Annotated in this window: 25 protein-coding genes; 19 read left to right on the top strand and 6 right to left on the bottom strand. The window is 64.3% G+C overall.

Going from position 1 to position 20,185, the window contains the following annotated elements; all coding sequences use genetic code 11:
• Positions 1–26: 26 nt before the first annotated feature.
• Positions 27–1,073, top strand: a complete 1,047-nt coding sequence (locus F600_RS29850) for a polysaccharide pyruvyl transferase family protein (protein WP_018163527.1) — start codon at positions 27–29, stop codon at positions 1,071–1,073.
• Here the strand turns inward: F600_RS29850 and F600_RS0125585 are convergent.
• The 4 genes from F600_RS0125585 to F600_RS0125570 are packed head-to-tail and all read right to left on the bottom strand — an operon-like array spanning position 1,009 to position 4,555.
• Positions 1,009–1,929 carry a pseudouridine synthase gene (locus F600_RS0125585; protein WP_018163526.1) on the bottom strand — a complete coding sequence of 307 codons (921 nt, stop codon included), beginning with the start codon at positions 1,927–1,929 and terminating at the stop codon, positions 1,009–1,011. The genes F600_RS29850 and F600_RS0125585 overlap by 65 nt on opposite strands.
• Positions 1,930–1,932: 3 nt before the next feature.
• Complete coding sequence (locus F600_RS32515; protein WP_018163525.1) at positions 1,933–2,790, bottom strand: ABC transporter permease; 858 nt, start codon at positions 2,788–2,790, stop codon at positions 1,933–1,935.
• Complete coding sequence (locus F600_RS32510; RefSeq protein ID WP_018163524.1) at positions 2,787–3,593, bottom strand: ABC transporter permease; 807 nt, start codon at positions 3,591–3,593, stop codon at positions 2,787–2,789. The genes F600_RS32515 and F600_RS32510 overlap by 4 nt, the downstream gene beginning before the upstream one ends.
• Positions 3,590–4,555 (bottom strand): daunorubicin resistance protein DrrA family ABC transporter ATP-binding protein, encoded by a 966-nt coding sequence (locus tag F600_RS0125570; protein ID WP_018163523.1) that lies wholly within the window; start codon positions 4,553–4,555, stop codon positions 3,590–3,592. The genes F600_RS32510 and F600_RS0125570 overlap by 4 nt, the downstream gene beginning before the upstream one ends.
• Positions 4,556–4,826: 271 nt before the next feature.
• On the opposite strand from F600_RS0125570, the gene rplN reads away from it, so the two are divergent.
• The 14 genes from rplN (at position 4,827) to rplO (ending at position 13,701) form a co-directional block, all read left to right on the top strand.
• Entirely contained in the window at positions 4,827–5,195 is a 369-nt protein-coding gene (gene rplN / locus F600_RS0125565) for a 50S ribosomal protein L14 (protein ID WP_026306957.1), read from the top strand.
• Positions 5,196–5,197: 2 nt separating this feature from the next.
• The gene (gene rplX / locus F600_RS0125560; protein WP_018163521.1) at positions 5,198–5,512 is read left to right on the top strand and encodes a 50S ribosomal protein L24; all 315 of its coding nucleotides are present in this window, start codon (positions 5,198–5,200) and stop codon (positions 5,510–5,512) included.
• Position 5,513: 1 nt separating this feature from the next.
• Positions 5,514–6,077: a 50S ribosomal protein L5 gene (gene rplE, locus F600_RS0125555; protein WP_018163520.1), complete on the top strand. Its 564-nt coding sequence runs from the start codon at positions 5,514–5,516 to the stop codon at positions 6,075–6,077.
• A gap of 2 nt (positions 6,078–6,079) precedes the next feature.
• Complete coding sequence (locus F600_RS0125550) at positions 6,080–6,265, top strand: type Z 30S ribosomal protein S14 (protein ID WP_026306956.1); 186 nt, start codon at positions 6,080–6,082, stop codon at positions 6,263–6,265.
• A 97-nt stretch (positions 6,266–6,362) separates the two neighbouring features.
• Positions 6,363–7,673, top strand: a complete 1,311-nt coding sequence (locus tag F600_RS0125545) for a hypothetical protein (RefSeq protein WP_018163518.1) — start codon at positions 6,363–6,365, stop codon at positions 7,671–7,673.
• Positions 7,674–7,759: 86 nt separating this feature from the next.
• Positions 7,760–9,067: a hypothetical protein gene (locus F600_RS0125540; protein WP_156024828.1), complete on the top strand. Its 1,308-nt coding sequence runs from the start codon at positions 7,760–7,762 to the stop codon at positions 9,065–9,067.
• A gap of 130 nt (positions 9,068–9,197) precedes the next feature.
• The gene (locus F600_RS0125535) at positions 9,198–10,535 is read left to right on the top strand and encodes a WS/DGAT domain-containing protein (protein WP_162141481.1); all 1,338 of its coding nucleotides are present in this window, start codon (positions 9,198–9,200) and stop codon (positions 10,533–10,535) included.
• A gap of 35 nt (positions 10,536–10,570) precedes the next feature.
• Positions 10,571–10,708 (top strand): hypothetical protein, encoded by a 138-nt coding sequence (locus F600_RS31815; RefSeq protein WP_018163515.1) that lies wholly within the window; start codon positions 10,571–10,573, stop codon positions 10,706–10,708.
• 238 nt (positions 10,709–10,946) lie between these two features.
• On the top strand, positions 10,947–11,345 hold the full coding sequence (rpsH, locus tag F600_RS0125525; protein WP_018163514.1) for a 30S ribosomal protein S8: 399 nt from the start codon (positions 10,947–10,949) through the stop codon (positions 11,343–11,345).
• Positions 11,346–11,357: 12 nt separating this feature from the next.
• The gene (gene rplF, locus F600_RS0125520) at positions 11,358–11,897 is read left to right on the top strand and encodes a 50S ribosomal protein L6 (protein ID WP_018163513.1); all 540 of its coding nucleotides are present in this window, start codon (positions 11,358–11,360) and stop codon (positions 11,895–11,897) included.
• Entirely contained in the window at positions 11,897–12,376 is a 480-nt protein-coding gene (gene rplR, locus F600_RS0125515; protein WP_018163512.1) for a 50S ribosomal protein L18, read from the top strand. Before rplF ends, rplR begins: the two co-directional genes overlap by 1 nt.
• Before the next feature lie 31 nt (positions 12,377–12,407).
• The gene (gene rpsE, locus F600_RS0125510) at positions 12,408–13,070 is read left to right on the top strand and encodes a 30S ribosomal protein S5 (protein ID WP_018163511.1); all 663 of its coding nucleotides are present in this window, start codon (positions 12,408–12,410) and stop codon (positions 13,068–13,070) included.
• The gene (gene rpmD / locus F600_RS0125505) at positions 13,070–13,249 is read left to right on the top strand and encodes a 50S ribosomal protein L30 (RefSeq protein WP_018163510.1); all 180 of its coding nucleotides are present in this window, start codon (positions 13,070–13,072) and stop codon (positions 13,247–13,249) included. Before rpsE ends, rpmD begins: the two co-directional genes overlap by 1 nt.
• Before the next feature lie 2 nt (positions 13,250–13,251).
• The gene (gene rplO, locus F600_RS0125500) at positions 13,252–13,701 is read left to right on the top strand and encodes a 50S ribosomal protein L15 (RefSeq protein ID WP_018163509.1); all 450 of its coding nucleotides are present in this window, start codon (positions 13,252–13,254) and stop codon (positions 13,699–13,701) included.
• 61 nt (positions 13,702–13,762) lie between these two features.
• Here rplO and F600_RS0125495 read toward each other — a convergent pair whose 3' ends face one another.
• The gene (locus F600_RS0125495) at positions 13,763–14,287 is read right to left on the bottom strand and encodes a hypothetical protein (protein ID WP_018163508.1); all 525 of its coding nucleotides are present in this window, start codon (positions 14,285–14,287) and stop codon (positions 13,763–13,765) included.
• A 206-nt stretch (positions 14,288–14,493) separates the two neighbouring features.
• Here F600_RS0125495 and secY point away from each other — a divergent pair, with 206 nt between their 5' ends.
• The 3 genes from secY to map are packed head-to-tail and all read left to right on the top strand — an operon-like array spanning position 14,494 to position 17,156.
• Positions 14,494–15,813 carry a preprotein translocase subunit SecY gene (gene secY / locus F600_RS0125490; protein WP_018163507.1) on the top strand — a complete coding sequence of 440 codons (1,320 nt, stop codon included), beginning with the start codon at positions 14,494–14,496 and terminating at the stop codon, positions 15,811–15,813.
• Positions 15,810–16,355 (top strand): adenylate kinase, encoded by a 546-nt coding sequence (locus tag F600_RS0125485; RefSeq protein WP_026306954.1) that lies wholly within the window; start codon positions 15,810–15,812, stop codon positions 16,353–16,355. The genes secY and F600_RS0125485 overlap by 4 nt, the downstream gene beginning before the upstream one ends.
• Before the next feature lie 9 nt (positions 16,356–16,364).
• Positions 16,365–17,156: a type I methionyl aminopeptidase gene (map, locus tag F600_RS0125480; RefSeq protein WP_026306953.1), complete on the top strand. Its 792-nt coding sequence runs from the start codon at positions 16,365–16,367 to the stop codon at positions 17,154–17,156.
• Here the strand turns inward: map and F600_RS29845 are convergent.
• Complete coding sequence (locus F600_RS29845; RefSeq protein ID WP_211220113.1) at positions 17,153–18,832, bottom strand: alkaline phosphatase D family protein; 1,680 nt, start codon at positions 18,830–18,832, stop codon at positions 17,153–17,155. The genes map and F600_RS29845 overlap by 4 nt on opposite strands.
• A gap of 76 nt (positions 18,833–18,908) precedes the next feature.
• Here F600_RS29845 and purT point away from each other — a divergent pair, with 76 nt between their 5' ends.
• Entirely contained in the window at positions 18,909–20,117 is a 1,209-nt protein-coding gene (purT, locus tag F600_RS0125470) for a formate-dependent phosphoribosylglycinamide formyltransferase (protein WP_018163503.1), read from the top strand.
• Positions 20,118–20,185 lie beyond the last annotated feature (68 nt).

The following is a 20,185-nucleotide window of genomic DNA, read 5'->3' as shown; positions in this document are numbered from 1 at the left end:
GTCGGATCGTGACGTAGCGTGAAGCGGTGTCCGATGCGCACCGACAGCAACGCGAAGCCGCGTTTGGCCAATTGCGGTCGGAAGGACGCGATGCGCTCGCCCGGGCGCTGGGTCCCGCGCGACGGGTCGCGCTCATTGGCTTTCCGTGGCATCTCAATATCGGTGACAGCCTCATCGTGCTCGGGTCGATGGCTCTGCTCGACGAACTGAACGTGGAGCTCGGATACGTCGCCGACGGCGGCACCTACGACCCACGGGCACTACGCAGGGCAGTCCCAGACGGGCCGATCTTGCTGGCCGGCGGCGGCAACTTCGGCGATCGCTATCACCACCACCAATTGCTGCGTGAGCGCGTAATCCTGGATTTCCCCGACCGGCGCATCATCTCGTTGCCGCAGACCATGGAGTGGGTCGGCGACTCCGGCTCTCTCGAGCAGTGCCACCGGGTCTACTCGCAGCACCCCGACCTCACCGTGCTCGTTCGCGATCACGACGGTGTCGACGCGGCCAGTGCGATCTTCGGCGCGCACATGATCCGGTTCTCCCCGGATCACGCTCTCGGACTGCCACCGATCGTTCGAGTCCCGCCGCCGACGCAGGGCGTGAAGGTTCTCAAGCGTGCGGACCGAGAGGCTGTAGTCGAGAAATGGAACACAGACCTGTTTCCGCTGGCGGCCACGTCCGATTGGACCGTCGAGCCCCGAACTCGAATCACCGTCCAGGGGTTGGCCGTTTTCATCGTGGCCGCGACCAAGCTCGGCCGCCGTTCGCGGCTCATCGAGCGCGCGCGGGTTGCCGCCTTCCGATCGATTGCAGAACACCTCGTCGACCAGGGTGTGCGCACACTCGCAATCGGAAAGACCGTGGTGACGGACCGTCTTCACGCCGCAGTCCTCGGGCTGTTGATCGGCCGCGAAGTCCTTTTGGTCGACAATGCGAACCGGAAATTGAGTCTGATCTTCCACGACTACCTGCACACGATCCCGGGCGCCGAGCTGTGTACCGACTTCAGGGAAGCGGCGGCCAGGACGAGAGGCGACGACGGGACTCGAATCGACGCCGTTCACCGCTGAGCGGGTCCACGAATTCGAGCGTTTTGGCGAGCAACTGCATCGGCGTCGAGTAGTCGTCGAGCGCGGTGTCCCGCAGCACGGGATAGATGTCGTCGCCGACGATCGGAACACCGAGCCCGTTCATATGGAGCCGGAGCTGATGGGTCTTGCCCGTGTGCGGACTCAGCCGGTAGCGCCCGAGTCCGTTCCGCTCCTCGATCAGCTCGATGAGTGATTCGCTGTTCGCTTCACCAGGTTCTTCGTATGCGACGACCGTGCCGCGGTCCTTGCGAATCCGCGTCCGGACAGTCTGGGGGAGTTCGAGATCGGGACGGTAGGGTGCGATTGCCTCGTAGGTCTTGCGCACGGTTCGACCACCGAACAAGCCCTGGTAGGCGCCGCGTTTTGTCGGATCGACGACGAACAGAACGAGCCCGGCGGTCGCTCGATCGAGGCGGTGCGCAGGGACGAGGTCCGGCAGATCGAACTGGTGGCGAAGTCGAACGAGTGCGGTTTCGAGAATGTGCTTACCCCGCGGAATCGTCGCCAGGAAATGCGGTTTGTCAGCCACGAGGATCGACTCATCCCGGTAGATGACCTCGACCTCGAATGGCACCGGTGTCTCGTCCGGAAGGTCCCGATGGAACCAGACGCGACTCGTCGCAACGTACGGCGCATCCAGCCCGATCGGCCCTTCGGCATCGACGACTCGGCCGTCGGCGATCCATTCGTCGACTCGATTCGATGTCACATGGGGCGCGAGCCGGTCGACGAGGAAGTCGCGGATCGTCGCCCACTCATTCGACTCGGGAAGTCGCAGACAGGCCGGTTCGAGTCCGTGCCGTTTGGGCAGTGGCGGCCGTTCGCAGCGACGCATCGGCTAGTCAGCAGCGGCGCGGTGGTAACCCTTGACCGCTCCGCGGATCGACAGGGCGAGCAAGCCCGCGGACCAGAGCAGCGTCTTGGTGAGCGGCTCCGCGAGCGTGCCCGGGTACCGAGCGTCGGTCAGCGCACGCATCGCATTGATCGCACAGGAGATGGGCTGGTTCGCGACGAATGGTTGAAGCCACTGCGGGTACGCCATGATCGGAACGAACCCACTGTTGAAAAACATCAGCAGAGTCGTGCACACCATGACGAGCATGACGATCTGCGGACCCTTCATAACCGTCGCGATCGCAGTCATCGCCATCACGAAGCTCATTCCGAAGACGAGCACGACCAGCGGCATGCCGAGCCCGCTGAGCAGCCCCTTCTCGAAACGGAATCCGAGGAAGACGCCTACCGCCAGGATGAGCGCGACCGTGGTGATCAACCGCGCGGCTTCCGCGAGAAGTCGGCCCAGGAGGTCTGACGTCCGATTGACCGGCATCGCGGCAAAGCGTCCGAGCAGCCCCGTCTCGCGGTCCCGCTGAATGCCCATCGCGCTGATCGACGACCCGGACATCGCACCGACGAGACACATCATCGGCACGGTTCCGAAGATTCCGCGTTGCTGCGTGATCGCCGAGGTCGCATCGATCGATCCGCCGAGGACGATGCGGAACATCAGCATCATGACGGCGGGGTACAGCAGCGCTTGAAGGATGGCGGAGCGGTTGCGGCTCCAGCCGGTCAGGATTCGCTTGGCCTGCAGCAGACTCTGCGAGACGAGCGCCTGGGGCGAGGACTCGGCGAGGGGAGTCGGCTCCGGGAAGTTCAGTGCCGCCGACTGGCTTGCCGTCCGTGGGGTGGTCACGGCTTGCGGCTCCTTACGGCGATCGCGAGTGGGGTGAAGATGACGAACAAGACGCCGATCCAGATGACTCCGGCGCGGAGGATATCCCAGTGCGCGTGCCCGTGCGAGAGGTCCCGCAGGCAGATCGCGAGCTGCGAAACGGGCTGATTGCGCACGATCGGTCGGGCCCACACCGGAAATCCAGACTCGGGTACGAAGCCGGTCGAGAACAGTCCGAAGATGAGCGTGGGCAGCGTCAGCACCTGGCCGACGACCGTGGGATGGCTGGCGAGACTGCCCAGAACATCTGCACCCAACGACAAGACGAGGCTCGTGCACAGCGCGAAGGCGTAGAAGGTCACCCACGCGGCCCAGCCATCCATACGGAACCCGATGAGGTGGCCGTAGAAGATCGCCGCGGTCATCGCGATGAACGACCGCAGGAGACCGCCTGTCAGGTTTGCCCCGAGCGGGGCAAACCGCGAGACCGGCATTGTGTACAGCCGCTCGGTGAACCCGCCACGGCGTTCCATGGCAGCCTGTTGCGCGGTCGCCGCCATGGTGAACGATGCGGTCTGCAGGACGATGATCGGCATGATGAACTGCGCGTAGTTCAGGCCGGGGTTCGTCTTCGTCATGATCCACTGCATCGGCAGGTAGTAGCCGACCGTGAAGATCGCGGGAGCGATCACCGAGTACATCCACGTGCCGCGGAACAGCACTTCTCGGACGTTGCGCTCGGTGAGTGCCAGGTACTGCCGCCACGTGCTCGGTTGCGGGCTCAGCGTGGTGCTGAACACGTCCAACGGCGAGGCGACGGTCATGCGATGCCGCCGGCATGTGTGCCGGTGATCGACAGGAACACGTCATCGAGAGACGGCCGGCGAAGGGCGATGTCGGCGATCGGAACGTTCGCTGCATCGAGCAGTCGCAGCGACTCGGTCAGCGTTGCGCCGGCCTTCGGTGCCGGGATCGAGAACCGGTCGGCATCGGGTGACAGCTCCTGCAACACGGACGCCGGGACGAGGTCGCCGAGCGCCTTGATGGCCTTCGGCACCAGAGCCGGGGTCAGCGGAACGATCTCGCAGTAGCTCGCGCCGGTTCGCGCTTTGAGTTCGTCGGCGGTGCCCGAAGCGATCACGGTGCCCCGGTCGATGACGATGATGTTGTCGCTGAGGATGTCCGCTTCTTCGAGGTACTGCGTCGTCAGCAGAACCGTGATGCCCTGCTCCTTGAGGCCGGTGACCAGCGACCACACGTTCTGGCGGCTGCGGGGGTCCAGCCCGGTCGTCGGCTCGTCGAGGAACACGACCTCGGGGCGGACGACCAGCCCACAGGCGATGTCGATACGCCGTCGCATACCGCCGGAGTAGGTGACGACCCGGCGGCGGCCGGCCTCGCCGAGGTCGAACGCCTCGATCAGTTCGTCGGCCCGTGCCTGGGCGACCTTGCGGGTCAGTCCCATCAGGCGACCGAACAGTTCGAGGTTCTCCCGTGCGGAAAGGGTCACGTCGAGCGCGGCGTACTGGCCCGTCATCATGATCGCGCGGCGGACCTTGGCGGCCTCGGTGACCACGTTGTGGCCGGCCACGTATGCCCGGCCGCGGTCGGGCGTCAGGAGAGTGGAGAGCACCTTGACGACGGTCGTCTTACCAGCGCCGTTCGGCCCGAGAATGGCGAGGATGCTGCCCTGCTTGGCACTGAAACTCACGCCCTGCAGTGCGGCCACGTCGTCAAATGATTTGTGGATATCCTCGACCAGCACCGCATCAGCAGTGTTCGGCATGATTCTCCAGACGCAGAGGGATTTTCCTCATGCTACTAAAGGGCTGGCTGGGCCCTATCCGTCCCCAAACCGGGCACGAATCCGGATTTGGTTTCTGACCTGCGGGTTCGCTAGACTCGTGTGGTTGCCGGTGGGCCAATGGTTCACAGTCTGGCCACAAACCACCGTTGGGAGCATTTCTCAGCGGTATGTGTGCGCCCAGATGGCAACCGACCATGCCTGCTCGGGTCGGTAATCCGTGCAGGCGAAAAGTCCAGGTCAAGGAGACAAGTTGATTCAGCAGGAATCCCGGCTTCGGGTTGCTGACAACACTGGTGCGAAGGAAATCCTTTGCATCCGTGTTCTCGGTGGCTCGTCCCGGCGTTACGCGGGAATCGGCGACATCATCGTTGCAACGGTGAAGGACGCCATCCCCGGCGGAACGGTCAAGAAGGGCGACGTCGTCAAGGCAGTCGTCGTGCGCACCGTCAAGGAGCGCCGTCGTCCGGACGGCTCGTACATCAAGTTCGACGAGAACGCCGCCGTCATCATCAAGCCAGACAAGACCCCGCGTGGAACCCGTATCTTCGGGCCCGTTGGCCGCGAGCTGCGCGACAAGCAGTTCATGAAGATCATCTCGCTCGCTCCGGAGGTGCTCTAACCATGAAGGTCCACAAGGGAGACACTGTTCTCGTCATCTCGGGTCCGGACAAGGGCGCCAAGGGCAAGGTCATCCAGGCCTACCCGGCGGAAGGCCGTGTCCTCGTCGAGGGCGTCAACCGCATCAAGAAGCACGTCGCCAACTCGGCGAACCAGCGTGGCGCTTCGTCGGGCGGCATCGTGACCCAGGAAGCTCCGATCGACGCTTCCAACGTTGCGGTCGTCGACTCCGACGGCCAGCCGACGCGCGTTGGCTACCGCATCGACGAGAACGGCAAGAAAGTCCGTATCTCCCGTCGTAACGGGAAGGACATCTGACATGACCAGCATTGAAAAGGTTCAGCCGCGTCTGAAGACCCGCTACCGCGCGGAGATCAAGGACGCTCTGCAGGCTGAGTTCAACTACCCGAACGTCATGCTCATCCCGGGCGTCGTGAAGGTCGTCGTCAACATGGGTGTCGGTGACGCTGCCCGTGACGCCAAGCTCATCAACGGCGCGGTCAACGACCTCGCCCTGATCACCGGCCAGAAGCCGGAGATCCGTCGCGCTCGCAAGTCGATCGCGCAGTTCAAGCTCCGTGAAGGCATGCCGATCGGTGCTCGCGTCACCCTCCGTGGTGACCGTATGTGGGAGTTCCTCGACCGTCTGCTGTCGGTCTCGCTCCCGCGTATCCGTGACTTCCGTGGCCTCAACCCGAAGCAGTTCGACGGCAACGGTAACTACACCTTCGGTCTCTCGGAGCAGTCGATGTTCCACGAGATCGACGTTGACAAGATCGACCGTCCGCGCGGTATGGATATCACCATCGTCACCACCGCGAAGAGCAACGTTGAAGGCCGTGCACTGCTGAAGCAGCTCGGCTTCCCCTTCAAGGAGGCGTGATCATGGCTAAAACCGCTCTGGTCAACAAGGCAAACAAGAAGCCGAAGTTCGCGGTTCGGGGTTACACCCGCTGCCAGCGCTGCGGCCGTCCCCACGCGGTGTTCCGCAAGTTCGGCCTGTGCCGTATCTGCTTGCGCGAGATGGCTCACCGCGGTGAGCTCCCGGGTGTGCACAAGAGCAGCTGGTAGCCTGCGATTTGCAACGATGCGGTCCCTTCGGGGACCGCATTTTTGTTTTTCACCAACTGATCGAAAACCGGCTGTGACGGCGATTAGGGGCGACAGCATGCGCAAGGCTCAGCTCGGCATGTTCGATACGACTTACGTCGAATGGGCCGACCGCGGGATGTCGACCGACTTCGTCCTCTGGTGGGCCTTCCGCCCCGATGGTGATGTCGATGCCGCGGGAGTGATCGAGCACCTCAAGAGCCGCATCATTGCCTCCGACGTGCTCAACCGCCGGCTGCAGCACGTGCCTGGGCACCTGGACTACCCGTACTGGGTGCACGGGGTCGCCGATATCGACGCCGCGTTGGACGTCGAACCGTGCGCTCGAATGTCCTGGTCGGAATGCACGGACCGCATGCTTGAGCTCGTCGTGGAGCCGATTGATGTCACCGTCGTGCCCTTCTCGTTCCGGGTGTTCCCACGCGTGGACGACGTCATCGGCGCGGACGGGCCGTGCCTGGTCGTCGCGATGACCGCGAGTCACACCATCTTTGCCGGACAGGCGACTGGACCGCTCGGCGAATATCTTTGGGGACCAGCGGGTTCCGAACTCACGATCCCGGGATTGCCGGAGGCGACGCGGAATTACACGACGGTCTGGGCGCTGGCTCGATCGATTCGTGCCGTCCGGCAGACCGCGGCGAGCATCTGGCATCTGCTGACCGCGAAGGAGCCCGCGCCCGCCGCGATCGAACGAGTGGAATGGCTGGGTGGGGACTACTGGAGCCAGGGGGAGCGGCGCCAGATCGCGACGGTCGCGGTCGACGTTCCCAAGGGCTCGTCCTACACGGTGACGCAGCTCTGGGCGGCTTCGATCCCGCGCGCACTCGCGCGATTCCACGACGACGACGCGCACGGCGTGGTCACCGTGAGCATGCCGGTTGCGGTGCCCTACGAGTCGCTCATGGGCACAAACAATCTGATGTTCGTCGTGTTGCCCGTGACGCCCGAGGGATCGACCGAGAAGCAGCTCGACTGGGTTCGCGACGAGATGCGTGCACAGATCGGTGTACACATGGGCGAGGTGGGACTGGCCATGGCGTCCGTTGGCAAACGCATTCCCCGTTACGCGCAGCGGATGGCCATGAACTCGAACGCACGCCTGCAGACGGGTGACACGGTGCTCTCGTCGATGCGATACACGCCGAAGGCTCCCTGGACCGCTGACGGGCGGCCGTTGGTACGTGCCGGTTTCGTTCCCGCCAAGAACATCGGCACACTGGTCCACGCGGTCTGGACTGCCGGCGACAGCATGACGATTGCCGTCGCCGCGTGGCCTCGCGACCCGGATGGCGCCGAGCGGTACCTCGGGTTTCTCGTTGAGGAGTTCGAATCGCTTGTTCTGGCGACGCCGAAAGCCAACCGATGATCTTGATCCGTCCTGCGTTCGACGACAGGCGGCGTTCGGTCTGACTGATAGCCTGCAAGCCAGCCGGTAGTGAGGGGTTGTTTCTCGTGCGCGAAGCCCAGCTTGGAATGTTCGACGCGAGTTGTGCCGAGTGGGGCACCCGCGGGCGTCCCACCGACTACATCCTGTGGTGGGCGTTCGATGCCGACGGGTCGACTACGGTCGAGGAGATCATCGACCACCTGAAGACCCGCATCCAGGCTTCCGACGTGCTCAACCGGCGGCTCCGTCATGTCCCCGGCAAGCTCGACTATCCATATTGGGTGCGCGGTGTCGAGAACGTCGACGCGGCCTTCAGCGTCCATCCGCAGGCCGTCGCATGGTCTGAATGTGTCGACGAGATGCTCGCGATCCTCGACGAACCCCTCGATCTCACGGTGGTGCCCTGGGCGTTCCGGATCTTCCCGCGGGTCGACGGCGTCACCGGAACCGACCGGCCGTGTGTGGTGGTCGCGAAGTACATGAGCCACACGATCTTCGCTGGATCAGCGACGGGTCCGCTGGGTGAGTACTTCTGGTCGCCCGAACTCCACGAACTCACCATCCCTGGATTGCCGACGGCGACCTCGAAGTTCAATCCCGTGTGGGCGGTGGTCCGGTCTGTCCGGGCCGTCCGTCAGACCGCGGAGGGCATCCTCAATGTTGTCACCGGTGCCGTTCGCGGCGGTGCAAAGCCGCCGGCGGAGACACCGGAACCGTGGATCGGTCGCGACTACTGGTCGCAGGGCCCGCGCCGCATCGATGCGGTCACCGTGCCGATTCCCCGGGGAACGGCGTTCACCGTGACCCAAATGTGGGTGAACGCGATTCCGCGCGCCCTCATCCGGTTTCACGACGATCCGGCATTCGGCAAGCTTCAGGTCAACGTCCCGGTACTCGTTCCGTTCGAAGACAAGATGGGCGCGAACAACGTGATCACAGCGCTGATCGACGTTGATACCGAGGGCTCCGAGACCGAGCAACTCGCGCGGGTGCGGGACCAGCTCAAGTCTCGTGCGGCCTCGGTGATGGGCGATGAAGGTGCGCGGCGCGCCGCCGGTGGCGCCCGCATTCCGCACTACGCGCTCCTGCAGGCGATGACGAGCGTGGGGCAGTACTCGCTGCCGGACGCCGTGCTGACGTCCATGCGGTTCTCGCCGCAGAGCACGTGGCAGATGGGGGACCGGGAGTTCCAGGTAGCCGGCACGATCACGTCGAAATTCCTCGGAGCTCTCGTGCATTCGGTGTGGACCGCCGGGGACCAGATGACCGTGACGGTGTCGGCCAGTCCCCGCGATGTTGAGGATCTTCGGCGGTACACAAAACTCCTTGCGGAGGAGTTCGTGGCCCTCGCGGCCGCCACGCCGAAGCGGTAAGTGCCAGTTCAGCGCTGCTTTCCCAGCACTCGAAGAGGTCTGTCTGGGACAGCCTGTACCTGGGTCGTGGGTCGGTGAGGCCCATCACGCGACCATGGTCAGATCGCCGAGCGGCGGTAGCATTCCGGACGTGATGCGTGAAGCCCAATTGGGATTCTTCGACACAAGCTGCATCGAGTGGGCCGAGCGTGGCTTTCCCACCGACTTCGTTCTCTGGTTCGCGTTCGAATCGTCCGCTGAGGTCTCCGATGCGGCCATTGTCGATCAGCTACAGCAGCGTGTGGAAGCCTCGCCGGTGCTGAACCGGCGCCTGTGCCGGACACCGCGCCATCTCGACAACCCGTACTGGGTCTACGGCATCGACGAGGTCGGACCGCTCATTTCGGTGTCGCCGGAGACCGGTCTGTCCTGGGACGAGGTGAGAATGCGGATCGTCGACCTTCTCGACGATCCGCTGGATCTGGCTGTCGCGCCGTTGCGCATGCGCGTGTACCGAAACGTGACCGGGCTGGGCCCGCTCGCCGACGTGGTCACCGTGACCATGAGCCACGCCTTGATGTCCGGTCGCAGCACGGGTCCGCTCGGCGAGTATCTCTTCGCGCCTCGGCTCCTTCGGTGGCGCATCGACGGGCTGCCCTCGGCTGCGGTCGTGTTCCGGCCATGGCGTGCTGCGGTGCGTTCCGCGCGGATGGTCGCGCAGATGTCGACTGCGATGGTCCGCACGCGTCGTCGCCGCCGGCGCGTACGGCAGGGCGAGGTCGCCGCGGCCCGGGCAATCGTTCGCCCGCAGTGGTGGGCCGCCGACTTCTGGGGTGATGGTCCTCGACAGGTACTCGAGACCCGTCAGATCCCGGTTCCGCCGAAGGGCGAGTTCCGCGTCACCGAGCTATGGATCGCGGCGATCAGCCAGGCGCTGGCCCGGTTCCATGCGGACGCGGGGCAATCTGCGGAGATTTCGGTCAGCGTCCCCGTCCTCGTTCCGTTCGAGGACGACATGGGGGCCAACAACGTACTTCTGGCGCAGATCCCGGTCGACACGGCCGAAGGCGGTCAGATCGATCGCCTCGCGAAGATTCGAGACGAACTGCGCAAGAGCCGAGCCGACCTGGCGAGCGCGGACACAGCAGAGGTGACGAAGACCGCGGCCGGCATGCCGTACCTCCTTCAGCGTCGAAGCATCCGGAAGCTGCCGCGTCATCCGCGCGCAGATGTGTTCGTCTCGTCGATGTCTTTCCGCTCTGACCTGGACCTGCAGTTGGCCGGTCAGCCGTGGATCGCGGGCGGGCCGCTGCCGTCGCCGCGCGTTGCCGCGCTCTCGATCATCGTTTGGACGTTCGGCGACGTGATTCAGCTGATGGTCGCCGCGAAGCCGCTCGAGGCCGACGCCGTCCGCCGCCTTGCCGACATGTTCGTCGAGGAGTTCGACCGCGTGGTCGCTGCTTGTGCCGCTGAGCCCCAGAGAGGCTGATCGATGGTCGAGCCTCGAGCGATGAAGTCGGCGGCATGATCGCCCTCGCGACCATGATCCTGATGGTCGTCTCGCTGCTGATTTTGGTGGCCGCGGTCTGGGCGATCAGCCACCTCGAGCGTCGGAATCCGCCGCAGATGCCGCCGGATTGGCCCAAGGACGATCGAAAGTAGTCGGTTTGGGCCCTCGAAAGGTCGGTTTTTAACGCCGATTTGGCTTCTGACCCGCGAAGTTCCTACACTGGACCGGTTGCCTGTGTTCTGTCGTGCCTTCGGCGCGCGGAGATCAGGCTTCGATCCCAGCGTCAGTGAGTTCGCTGGGGACACCATACGCCCGCTGCAGGCCCACGATCAGCTTGAAAAAGCTGGTGTTGCATGGGAACCACGCGAGAAAGGTAAACCAGGTCTACCTATGACCATGACCGATCCGATCGCAGACTTCCTCACACGTCTGCGTAACGCCAACTCGGCGTACCACGACGAAGTGCGTCTTCCGCACTCCAAGATCAAGGCGAACATCGCCGATATCCTCAAGCGCGAGGGTTACATCGCAGACTTCACCACCGAGGACGCCCGCGTGGGCAAGACCCTCGTGGTGAACCTCAAGTACGGCCCGAGCCGTGAGCGCAGCCTTGCCGGCCTGCGTCGTGTCTCGAAGCCGGGTCTGCGCGTGTACGCAAAGTCCACCAACTTGCCCAAGGTTCTGGGCGGCCTCGGCGTGGCCATCATCTCCACGTCGACCGGCCTGCTCACCGACCGTCAGGCCAAGCAGCAGGGTGTAGGCGGAGAAGTTCTCGCCTACGTCTGGTAAGGGGTCGGACACATGTCGCGTATTGGAAAGCTTCCAGTTAAGGTTCCCGCCGGCGTCACGGTCAACATCGTTGGCCAGGACGTCGAGGTCAAGGGACCCAAGGGCACTCTCGCCCTCACCGTTGCCGAGCCGATCCAGATTGCTCTGGAAGACGGCGAGGTCAAGGTGACCCGTCCGAACGACGAGCGCGTGAGCCGCTCGCTGCACGGACTCAGCCGCACGCTGATCGCCAACATGATCGAAGGTGTGACCACTGGTTACACCAAGAAGATGGAGATCTTCGGCGTCGGTTACCGCGTCCAGCTCAAGGGACAGAACCTCGAGTTCGCTCTCGGCTACAGCCACCCGGTGCCGATCGAGGCGCCGGAAGGCATCTCGTTCGCCGTCGAGTCGCCGACCAAGTTCTCGATCGCTGGCATCGACAAGCAGAAGGTTGGCCAGATCGCTGCGGTCATCCACGGCCTGCGCAAGCCTGACCCGTACAAGGGCAAGGGCATCCGCTACGCCGGCGAGGTCGTCCGCCGCAAGGTCGGAAAGACGGGTAAGAAGTAATGGCTAAGAAGGTTGCTGCCCAGCCGGGTGCCGTCAAGGCGACCCGTAAGAGCAAGTTCATCATCAAGCGGAAGAAGTCGGCTCCGGTCAACGAGACCAACGACAAGCTTCTCGGTACTGACGTCTCGACCGCGCGTCGCGCTGGACGCATCAAGCGTCACCTGCGTCTGCGTAAGAAGGTCTCGGGCACCGCGGCTCGTCCGCGTCTGGTCGTGAACCGCTCGTCGCGTCACCTGCACGCACAGATCGTCAACGACCTCACGGGTACGACGATCGCCGCGGCTTCGACCATCGAGGCCGACGTCCGTGCCGTCGAGGGTGACAAGAGCGCCCGTGGCGCCAAGGTGGGCGCTCTGCTCGCCGAGCGTGCCAAGGCTGCTGGTATCGAGGCTGTGGTCTTCGACCGCGGTGGCCACGACTACCACGGTCGTATCGCTGCCCTCGCTGACGCTGCACGTGAAGGCGGGTTGAAGTTCTAATGGTGAACGCAATGAACGGAAGGAACGTCTGATGCCGGGACGTCAGCGTCAACACGGCGGAAGCGGACCCGCCGGACAGAGTGGTCAGAGCCAGGACGGCGCCGCAGGTGGCCGCGAAGGCCGTGGCGGCGGCCGTGATCGTCGCGATGGCGGCCGTGGTGCCGCTCAGACCGACAAGAACCAGCTCGAGCGCGTTGTAGCGATCAACCGCGTCTCCAAGGTCGTCAAGGGTGGTCGTCGCTTCAGCTTCACCGCCCTCGTCATCGTTGGTGACGGCAACGGACTCGTCGGCGTCGGCTACGGCAAGGCGAAGGAAGTTCCGGCGGCCATTCAGAAGGGTGTCGAAGAGGCTCGCAAGAGCTACTTCCGCGTCCCGATGATCGGTCACACGATCACCCACCCGGTTCAGGGTGAGGCGGCCGCTGGTGTGGTCATGCTTCGTCCGGCTTCGCCGGGTACCGGTGTTATCGCCGGTGGTGCGGCTCGTGCCGTGCTCGAGTGCGCGGGCATCCACGACATCCTGGCCAAGTCGCTCGGCAGCGACAACGCGATCAACGTCGTTCACGCGACGGTGGCTGCGCTGAAGATGCTGCAGCGTCCGGAAGAGGTCGCGGCTCGTCGTGGTCTCCCGGTCGAGGACGTCGCTCCGGCAGCCATGCTGCGGGCGCGAGCGGCAGCGTTGGGGGCTCACTGATGACTCAGCTGAAGGTTACCCAGGTCAAGAGCTCGATCGGTGCCAAGCACAAGCAGAAGGAAAGCCTGCGCACGCTTGGTCTGAAGGGCATCCGTCAGGAAGTCGTCCGTGATGACAACCCGCAGAACCGTGGGTTGATCAACGCGGTGCGTCACCTGGTCGTGGTTGAGGAAGTATAGAAATGACCATCAAGTTGCACCACCTGCGCCCGGCGCCCGGTTCCAAGACCGACAAGACTCGCGTCGGTCGTGGTGAGGGTTCCAAGGGTAAGACCGCTGGTCGCGGTACCAAGGGTACGAAGGCCCGCTACCAGGTTCCGGCACGATTCGAGGGTGGCCAGATGCCGCTCCACATGCGTCTGCCGAAGCTGAAGGGCTTCAAGAACCCGTTCCGTATCGAGTTCCAGGTCGTCAATGTCGGCGATCTGGCCCGTTTGTTCCCCGAAGGTGGAGCAATCGGTGTCGCTGAGCTTGTCGCGGCTGGTGCCGTGCGCAAGAACGAGCTCGTCAAGGTCCTCGGTGAGGGCGAGATCTCGGTGGCCGTTCAGGTCACCGCAGACAAGTTCTCCGGCTCGGCGAAGGAAAAGATCGTCGCCGCTGGTGGAACCGTCACCGAAACGACGACGGCCTAAGTAGACCGACCTCAGTGGCCCTCTCGGCGTATGCCGAGAGGGCCACTTTGGCGTTGACAGGTCAGTGGCGGCGTTCGAGTGCGGCCAGGAGCGCGTCGGGATCTGCCGTGCCGATCAGCAGCACTTCTCCCGCCGTGGTTTCGATTCGTACCCCGGTCACCTTGAACAGGCCCTCCGGGCGCATGCCGTAGAGGATCCGTCCGCGGCGTCCATGCGACAGCCCCCACACCTTCCAGCCCCAGAACTCGCGGTCGGTCAACGAGTTGTAGGTCTGGATTCGCCGGCTGGCGATCGACGAGAGTGGCACATCCTTCGTCGTCATACGGCGCGGCAGAAAGCTCAATCCGGCGGGTCTGATGCGCAGTCGAACTGCGCTTTCGTCGACGGTGGTGGTCAGGCGAAGCGAGATCTGTACGGCCGCGAGACCGGCGAGGACGAGAACGGCCGCGCCGATCACGACTGCAGCGGCCCACTGTTTGTTGATAAGCGCCATCACCGTGATCGACAGAAAGGTCACGACGGGAACGACGACGAGGATTTTGATCCACGGCGAAAGTGTTTGCTGCTCGGAGTATTCGACTGTCATCACGTCACCTCACGATCAATACTCCGCCAGAATCGGTGCGCTCGGACCGCGATCGCGATGCCTACTTGATCCCGATCGGCGTCCGTGGCGATGCCGCCCGAGGCGCTTACTCGCGTGGGCTATGAGTACCGCACGTTCCGTCACTGTTAGAGTGCAAGAGTTGCCCATATTTGGGTGACGTCTTTGTTAAGCAACCAGGAGGATTTGTGCTTTCCGCCTTCGTGTCGTCCTTCCGGACCCCCGACTTGCGGCGCAAGATCCTGCTGACCCTGGGCGTCATTGCGCTCTATCGTGTCGGTGCTGCACTGCCGTCGCCGGGTGTCGACTACAAAAACGTCGAGCAGTGCATCGCGCTGGTCTCCGGTGGCGACAACGCCGGTATCTACCAGCTCATCAACCTGTTCTCCGGTGGTGCGCTGCTGCACCTGTCGGTCTTCGCGATCGGAATCATGCCGTACATCACGGCGTCGATCATCATTCAGCTTCTGCGCGTGGTCATTCCGCGATTCGAGGAGCTGAACAAGGAAGGTTCCGCCGGTCAGGCCAAGCTGACGCAGTACACGCGCTACCTGTCGATCGCGCTTGCCGTGCTCCAGGCGACGGGTCTGGTCGCGCTCGCGGCACGTGGCCAGCTGCTTCAGGGCTGCACGCTCCCGATCCTCGCGGACACCAGCGTCTTCGGAATGATCATCATCGTTCTCGTCATGACGTCGGGTGCGGCGCTCATCATGTGGTTCGGCGAGATCATGACCGAGCGCGGCGTCGGAAACGGCATGTCGCTGCTCATCTTCGCCGGTATCGCTTCGCGTATCCCGGCGGAAGGCCGCGCGATCCTCGAGAGCCGCGGCGGCGCGATCTTCGCGATCGTGTGTGTCGCCGCCCTCCTCGTGCTGATCACGGTTATCTTCATCGAGCAGGGTCAGCGCCGGATTCCGGTTCAGTACGCCAAGCGCATGGTCGGACGCCGGATGTACGGCGGTTCGTCGACCTACTTGCCGATCAAGGTGAACCAGGCCGGCGTCATCCCGGTCATCTTCGCCTCGTCGCTGCTGTACCTGCCGAACCTGATCCAGCAGCTGACCGGTGCCGCTTCGGCGGCCGACCCGAGCTGGTGGCAGAAGGCGATCAACACCTACCTGGTCAACCCAGCGAACCCGGTGTACATCGGCATCTACTTCGCGCTGATCATCTTCTTCACCTACTTCTACGTCGCGATCACCTTCAACCCGGAGGAACGAGCGGACGACATGAAGCGCTACGGCGGATTCATCCCAGGTATCCGCCCCGGACGGCCGACCGCCGACTACTTGAACTTCGTTTTGAGCCGCATCACCCTGCCAGGCTCGATTTACCTGGGTGTCGTCGCAGTGCTACCGTTCCTTTTCCTTAATATGGGCGGCGGCGGACAGAGCAACCTGCCATTTGGTGGAACCGCTGTGCTCATCATCGTCAGCGTGGGTCTCGACACGATCAAGCAGATCGAGAGCCAGCTGATGCAACGCAACTACGAAGGATTCCTCAAATGAGAGTGGTGCTCCTCGGCCCGCCCGGTGCTGGTAAGGGTACGCAGGCGACGCTTTTGGCTGAACACTACGGCGTCCCGCACATCTCGACCGGCGACCTCTTCCGGGCGCACATCGGCCAGGGCACCCCTCTGGGAGTCGAAGCAAAGGGCTACCTCGACAAGGGCGAGCTCGTTCCCAGCGACCTGACCAACCGCATGGTCAAGGAGCGCGTCAACGAGCCGGACACGGCCATCGGATTCTTCCTCGATGGCTTCCCGCGCACGGTCGAGCAGGCTAATGCGCTCGAGGAGATTCTGCGTGAGCTCGGCACCAAGATCGACAAGGTGCTGTCGTTCGTCGTCGACGAAGAGGCTGTGGTTCGCCGCATGCTCTCGCGTGGTCGCACCGACGACACCGAGGACGTCATCCGCAACCGGCTCCGGGTCTACCACGCCGAGACCGAGCCGCTGCTCGGTCACTACGCGGGCAGCATTGTCACGGTCGACGCCATGGGCTCGATCGGCGACGTCAACGCTCGCGCGCGTGCTGCCCTGGACGCTTAGTCCACCTCGATGAGGATCAGACGTAGGCGCAAGGTCGTCCCGTTTCGTTCGGCTGGCGAACTTGACGCCATGGCTGCGGCGGGGGCGATCGTGGCGGCTGCGCTCATCGCGACCCGCGAGGCCGCCAAGCCCGGGGTCTCGACCCTCGAACTCGACGCGATCGCCGAAGAGGTCATCCGTTCGGCGGGGGCGGTCCCGTCTTTCAAGGGCTACCACGGTTTCACCGGCACGATCTGTTCGTCCGTGAACGATCGCGTCGTCCACGGGATTCCGTCGGCGAAGGACATCCTTGCCGAAGGTGACCTCGTGTCGATCGACTGTGGCGCGATTCTCGAGGGCTGGCACGGCGACTCCGCGTGGACATTCGGCGTCGGCGCGCTGACCGCCGCGGACGAAGGCCTGAGCGAGGCGACGCGTCTGTCGCTCGACGCGGGCATCGCCGCGATGCTTCCGGGCAACCGACTGACCGACGTCTCGTATGCAATCGGTCAGGCCACGCGAGCAGTATCGGCTCAGCACGGTCGGGCTTACGGGATCGTCGACGGCTACGGCGGGCACGGCATCGGTCGGGAAATGCACATGAAGCCGTACCTTGCGAACGATGGCCGGCCCGGGGACGGACCGCATCTGGTCGTCGGGTCGACGCTGGCCATCGAACCCATGCTCACTCTCGGCACCGACGAGACGATCGTGCTCGACGACGGCTGGACCGTCATCACCGCGGACGGCAGTCGGGCCGCGCATTGGGAGCACACCGTTGCGGTGACCGACGACGGTCCGCGGATTCTGACGGCGCGCTAGACCTTCCTCCGCAGGCGCCGATGGCGTCGGCGTTGCCGACGGGCAACCGCTGGTCTCCGGCCGGTAGGCGGCCCAGTCAGATCGATAGTCGTGGTTTCGACGAGCTGATGCGTTCCGGATTCGGCGAACGCATGGTCGACGACGACCCGTACGTGGTCGCCCTCGATCGTGATGGTCATGACCCCGTTGTCGAACCAGGGGCCGTTTTCGACGGTCCAGTCGACCGAGTCCGCGGACACCCCGGCCGCGCGGGCGAGGCGCCGCGTGAGCCACCGCACGCCACGCGTTTCCAGCAGGAGATTGGCGATCCGAATGTGCACCTCGAGCGGATTGCGGAATGGCGACATCGTCAGCTGATGAACCACTGTCGGGGCATGCGGTAAGTCCGTCAGCGTCACCCGCGCCGTATAGGAGCAGTGCACGTCGCCGGAAAGAAAGAGCACGGAGCGTGGCGGGTGTGCGCGACCGATGACTGCGCGCAGCACTTCGGTGAGTTCGGTGAACGAGGCGCGGAATGCCGCCCAATGTTCAAGGTCGACGGCCTGCCGGATCTTTTCACCCCGGGCCATCCAGCGAGTGCCCCAGGCACCGGCCGTCACCGCTTCGTTCCAGCCTTCGAGGTCGTGGATGCCGTGAAATAGAAAGACGGGGAGCGTACTGGCAACGAGCAGGTGCTGTGTGGCGGCGTCGTTCAGCACGCCCTTCAACCAGTCGGCTTCGGTTGCGTCGACGATTCGGCGGTCCGAAGGAGTGAGTTGCCGGGAGCATCGGGCGTCGACCACGAGCAGGCGGATCCGAGCACCGTCGACGCCGAAGTCACGGTAGAAGCTCCACCGTGCGCTGTCTGGCGTCGCATCCGACTGCCAGGCGAAGTCGTCGAGGATCTGTGCTCGCTCCGCGTCGTCGGGGGCGTCCCGCAGTGCGCGATAGGTGGCGTTCTGAGCCAGTTGGTGTGGCGAGAGATTACCGAGATGCTGGTAGACGAAGTACGAACCGAACGCGCCCTGGACAAGTCCGGTCCAATCCGGCGACTGAGTCACGACGTCCCGCCAGGCGAGCGAGGTGTTCCAGTCGTCCCGCAGGTCATGGTCGTCGAGGATCATGCAGGTCGGCACTGTCGACAGCAACCATCGAATCGGCCCAGGCAGCCATGCCTCGGCGTACAGATGGGCATAGTCATCGAACGTCGAGGCATTGTCAGTGCCGAGGTTTGCCGATGGCTTGTCGGCGTAAATCTGGTCACCCGCGAGAAGCAGCGCATCCGGCCACGTGTCGACCGGCTGGCCGGCGATCCGGTTTGTGAGCGCGACGAGGGCGTCGGCGCCAAACGCTCGGGTCGCCGCCGAATCGAGCGGCGCTGCCCGTCGACACGAACCGAACGCGAGCTGGAACGGACGGGTCGGGGACAGCGTTCGGATGACGCTCGGGGGATACGCGGAATCGTCGAGCGGCCACACGTGATGACCATCGAGGTGGACTTCGTAGGGAATCGTCGTGCCCGCCTCGAGTCCGTTGATCTCGACGAGTGCGAAGTGCCGGCCGTGAACCGACCAGGTCGATGTCGTCGCGCCGAGGACCGTCACCTGTGCTGGCCGGTCGGTCTCGACCCACACTGTCGCCGCATGGGCATCGGCGTAACGCAGCAACGGGCCGGTCACCAGGGAGGGGGCGGTCACGGTGCCACCCTAAGCCTCGGACCCGGGGCACGTGGGGTTTGACAGCTCAGTTCGGAGCTCCGGTTAGGGTGTTTCCGTGACGATCCTCGGGACCCCACTATCGGCCGGCGCCAACCGCGTTCTTCTTCTCGGCGCGGGCGAACTCGGCAAAGAAGTAGTCATCGAACTGCAGCGCCTCGGCGTCGAGACGATCGCCGTCGACCGCTACGCGAACGCGCCCGCCATGCAGGTTGCGCACCGCAGCCACGTGATCGACATGCTCGACCCGGCCGCTGTTCGCGCGGTCGTGGAGAAGGAGCAGCCGCACTGGATCGTGCCGGAGATCGAGGCCATCCATACGCCGACCCTTCTCGAACTCGAGTCCGAGGGTTACAACGTCGTGCCGACGGCCCGCGCCACCCGTCTCACGATGGACCGGGAGGGCATCCGCCGTCTCGCCGCTGAAGATCTCGCGCTGCCGACATCTCCGTATCGCTTCGCGGGCACGCTTGATGAATTCACCGCGGCCGTCGACGAGATCGGCATTCCGTGCGTCGTGAAGCCGGTCATGTCTTCCTCGGGCAAGGGCCAATCGGTCATCAAGACTGCCGACGACGTGGTGAAGGCGTGGGAGTACGCGCAGGCCGGTGGCCGCGCCGGCGCCGGTCGGGTGATCGTCGAGGGCTTCATCGACTTCGACATCGAAATCACGCTCCTCACACTGAAGCACTCCACCATCGGCGGCGGTCCGGACACCATCTCGTTCTGCCCGCCCATCGGCCACATCCAGGTCGACGGTGACTACCGCGAATCGTGGCAACCGCAGGAACTTCGGGATGGCGTCCTCGAGAAGGCGCAGGAGGTCGCGGCGAAGGTCGTGCGCGATCTGTGCGGTGAGTCGGGTCGCGGGCTCTTCGGCGTCGAGCTGTTCATCGTGGGGGACGACGTGGTGTTCTCCGAGCTTTCCCCGCGGCCGCACGACACCGGTCTGGTCACCTTGGTGTCGCAGGATCTGTCGGAGTTCGCCTTGCACGCACGTGCGATTCTCGGACTGCCGATCCCGAACATTCGCACGCGCGGTGCTGCGGCATCGTGTGCGGTACTGATCGAAGGGGACGTCGAGGCGCCGCGATTCGCGGGTGTGGCTGCCGCGCTCGCCGAGCCCGACACGAGCATTCGCATGTTCGGAAAGCCGGCCGTGGTCGGCCGGCGCCGCATGGCGGTCACGCTCGCCCTGGGCGACGACGTCGATGCAGCGCGGGCCACGGCGCGCAAGGCCGCGGAGAATATTCGTCTGGCGGACTGACGTCGCATGACGGGCTATTCCGACATTATTCGCCGGAATTGCGCGGAAATGTCCGATTAGAATCTTTG

The organism is Smaragdicoccus niigatensis DSM 44881 = NBRC 103563 (genome assembly GCF_000380645.1).
GTDB classification, from domain to species: Bacteria; Actinomycetota; Actinomycetes; order Mycobacteriales; family Mycobacteriaceae; genus Smaragdicoccus; species Smaragdicoccus niigatensis.
This window is presented reverse-complemented; position numbering and strand designations above follow the sequence as displayed.

Coding starts and splice junctions, on each gene's coding strand:
- F600_RS0125585 (WP_018163526.1), bottom strand. CDS start 1,929: ATGCGTCGCTGCGAACGGCCGCCACTGCCCAAACGGCACGGACTCGAA.
- F600_RS32510 (WP_018163524.1), bottom strand. CDS start 3,593: ATGACCGTCGCCTCGCCGTTGGACGTGTTCAGCACCACGCTGAGCCCG.
- F600_RS0125570 (WP_018163523.1), bottom strand. CDS start 4,555: ATGCCGAACACTGCTGATGCGGTGCTGGTCGAGGATATCCACAAATCA.
- rplX (WP_018163521.1), top strand. CDS start 5,198: ATGAAGGTCCACAAGGGAGACACTGTTCTCGTCATCTCGGGTCCGGAC.
- rplE (WP_018163520.1), top strand. CDS start 5,514: ATGACCAGCATTGAAAAGGTTCAGCCGCGTCTGAAGACCCGCTACCGC.
- F600_RS0125550 (WP_026306956.1), top strand. CDS start 6,080: ATGGCTAAAACCGCTCTGGTCAACAAGGCAAACAAGAAGCCGAAGTTC.
- F600_RS0125545 (WP_018163518.1), top strand. CDS start 6,363: ATGCGCAAGGCTCAGCTCGGCATGTTCGATACGACTTACGTCGAATGG.
- F600_RS31815 (WP_018163515.1), top strand. CDS start 10,571: ATGATCGCCCTCGCGACCATGATCCTGATGGTCGTCTCGCTGCTGATT.
- rpsH (WP_018163514.1), top strand. CDS start 10,947: ATGACCATGACCGATCCGATCGCAGACTTCCTCACACGTCTGCGTAAC.
- rplF (WP_018163513.1), top strand. CDS start 11,358: ATGTCGCGTATTGGAAAGCTTCCAGTTAAGGTTCCCGCCGGCGTCACG.
- rplR (WP_018163512.1), top strand. CDS start 11,897: ATGGCTAAGAAGGTTGCTGCCCAGCCGGGTGCCGTCAAGGCGACCCGT.
- rpsE (WP_018163511.1), top strand. CDS start 12,408: ATGCCGGGACGTCAGCGTCAACACGGCGGAAGCGGACCCGCCGGACAG.
- rpmD (WP_018163510.1), top strand. CDS start 13,070: ATGACTCAGCTGAAGGTTACCCAGGTCAAGAGCTCGATCGGTGCCAAG.
- rplO (WP_018163509.1), top strand. CDS start 13,252: ATGACCATCAAGTTGCACCACCTGCGCCCGGCGCCCGGTTCCAAGACC.
- F600_RS0125495 (WP_018163508.1), bottom strand. CDS start 14,287: ATGACAGTCGAATACTCCGAGCAGCAAACACTTTCGCCGTGGATCAAA.
- F600_RS0125485 (WP_026306954.1), top strand. CDS start 15,810: ATGAGAGTGGTGCTCCTCGGCCCGCCCGGTGCTGGTAAGGGTACGCAG.
- map (WP_026306953.1), top strand. CDS start 16,365: ATGAGGATCAGACGTAGGCGCAAGGTCGTCCCGTTTCGTTCGGCTGGC.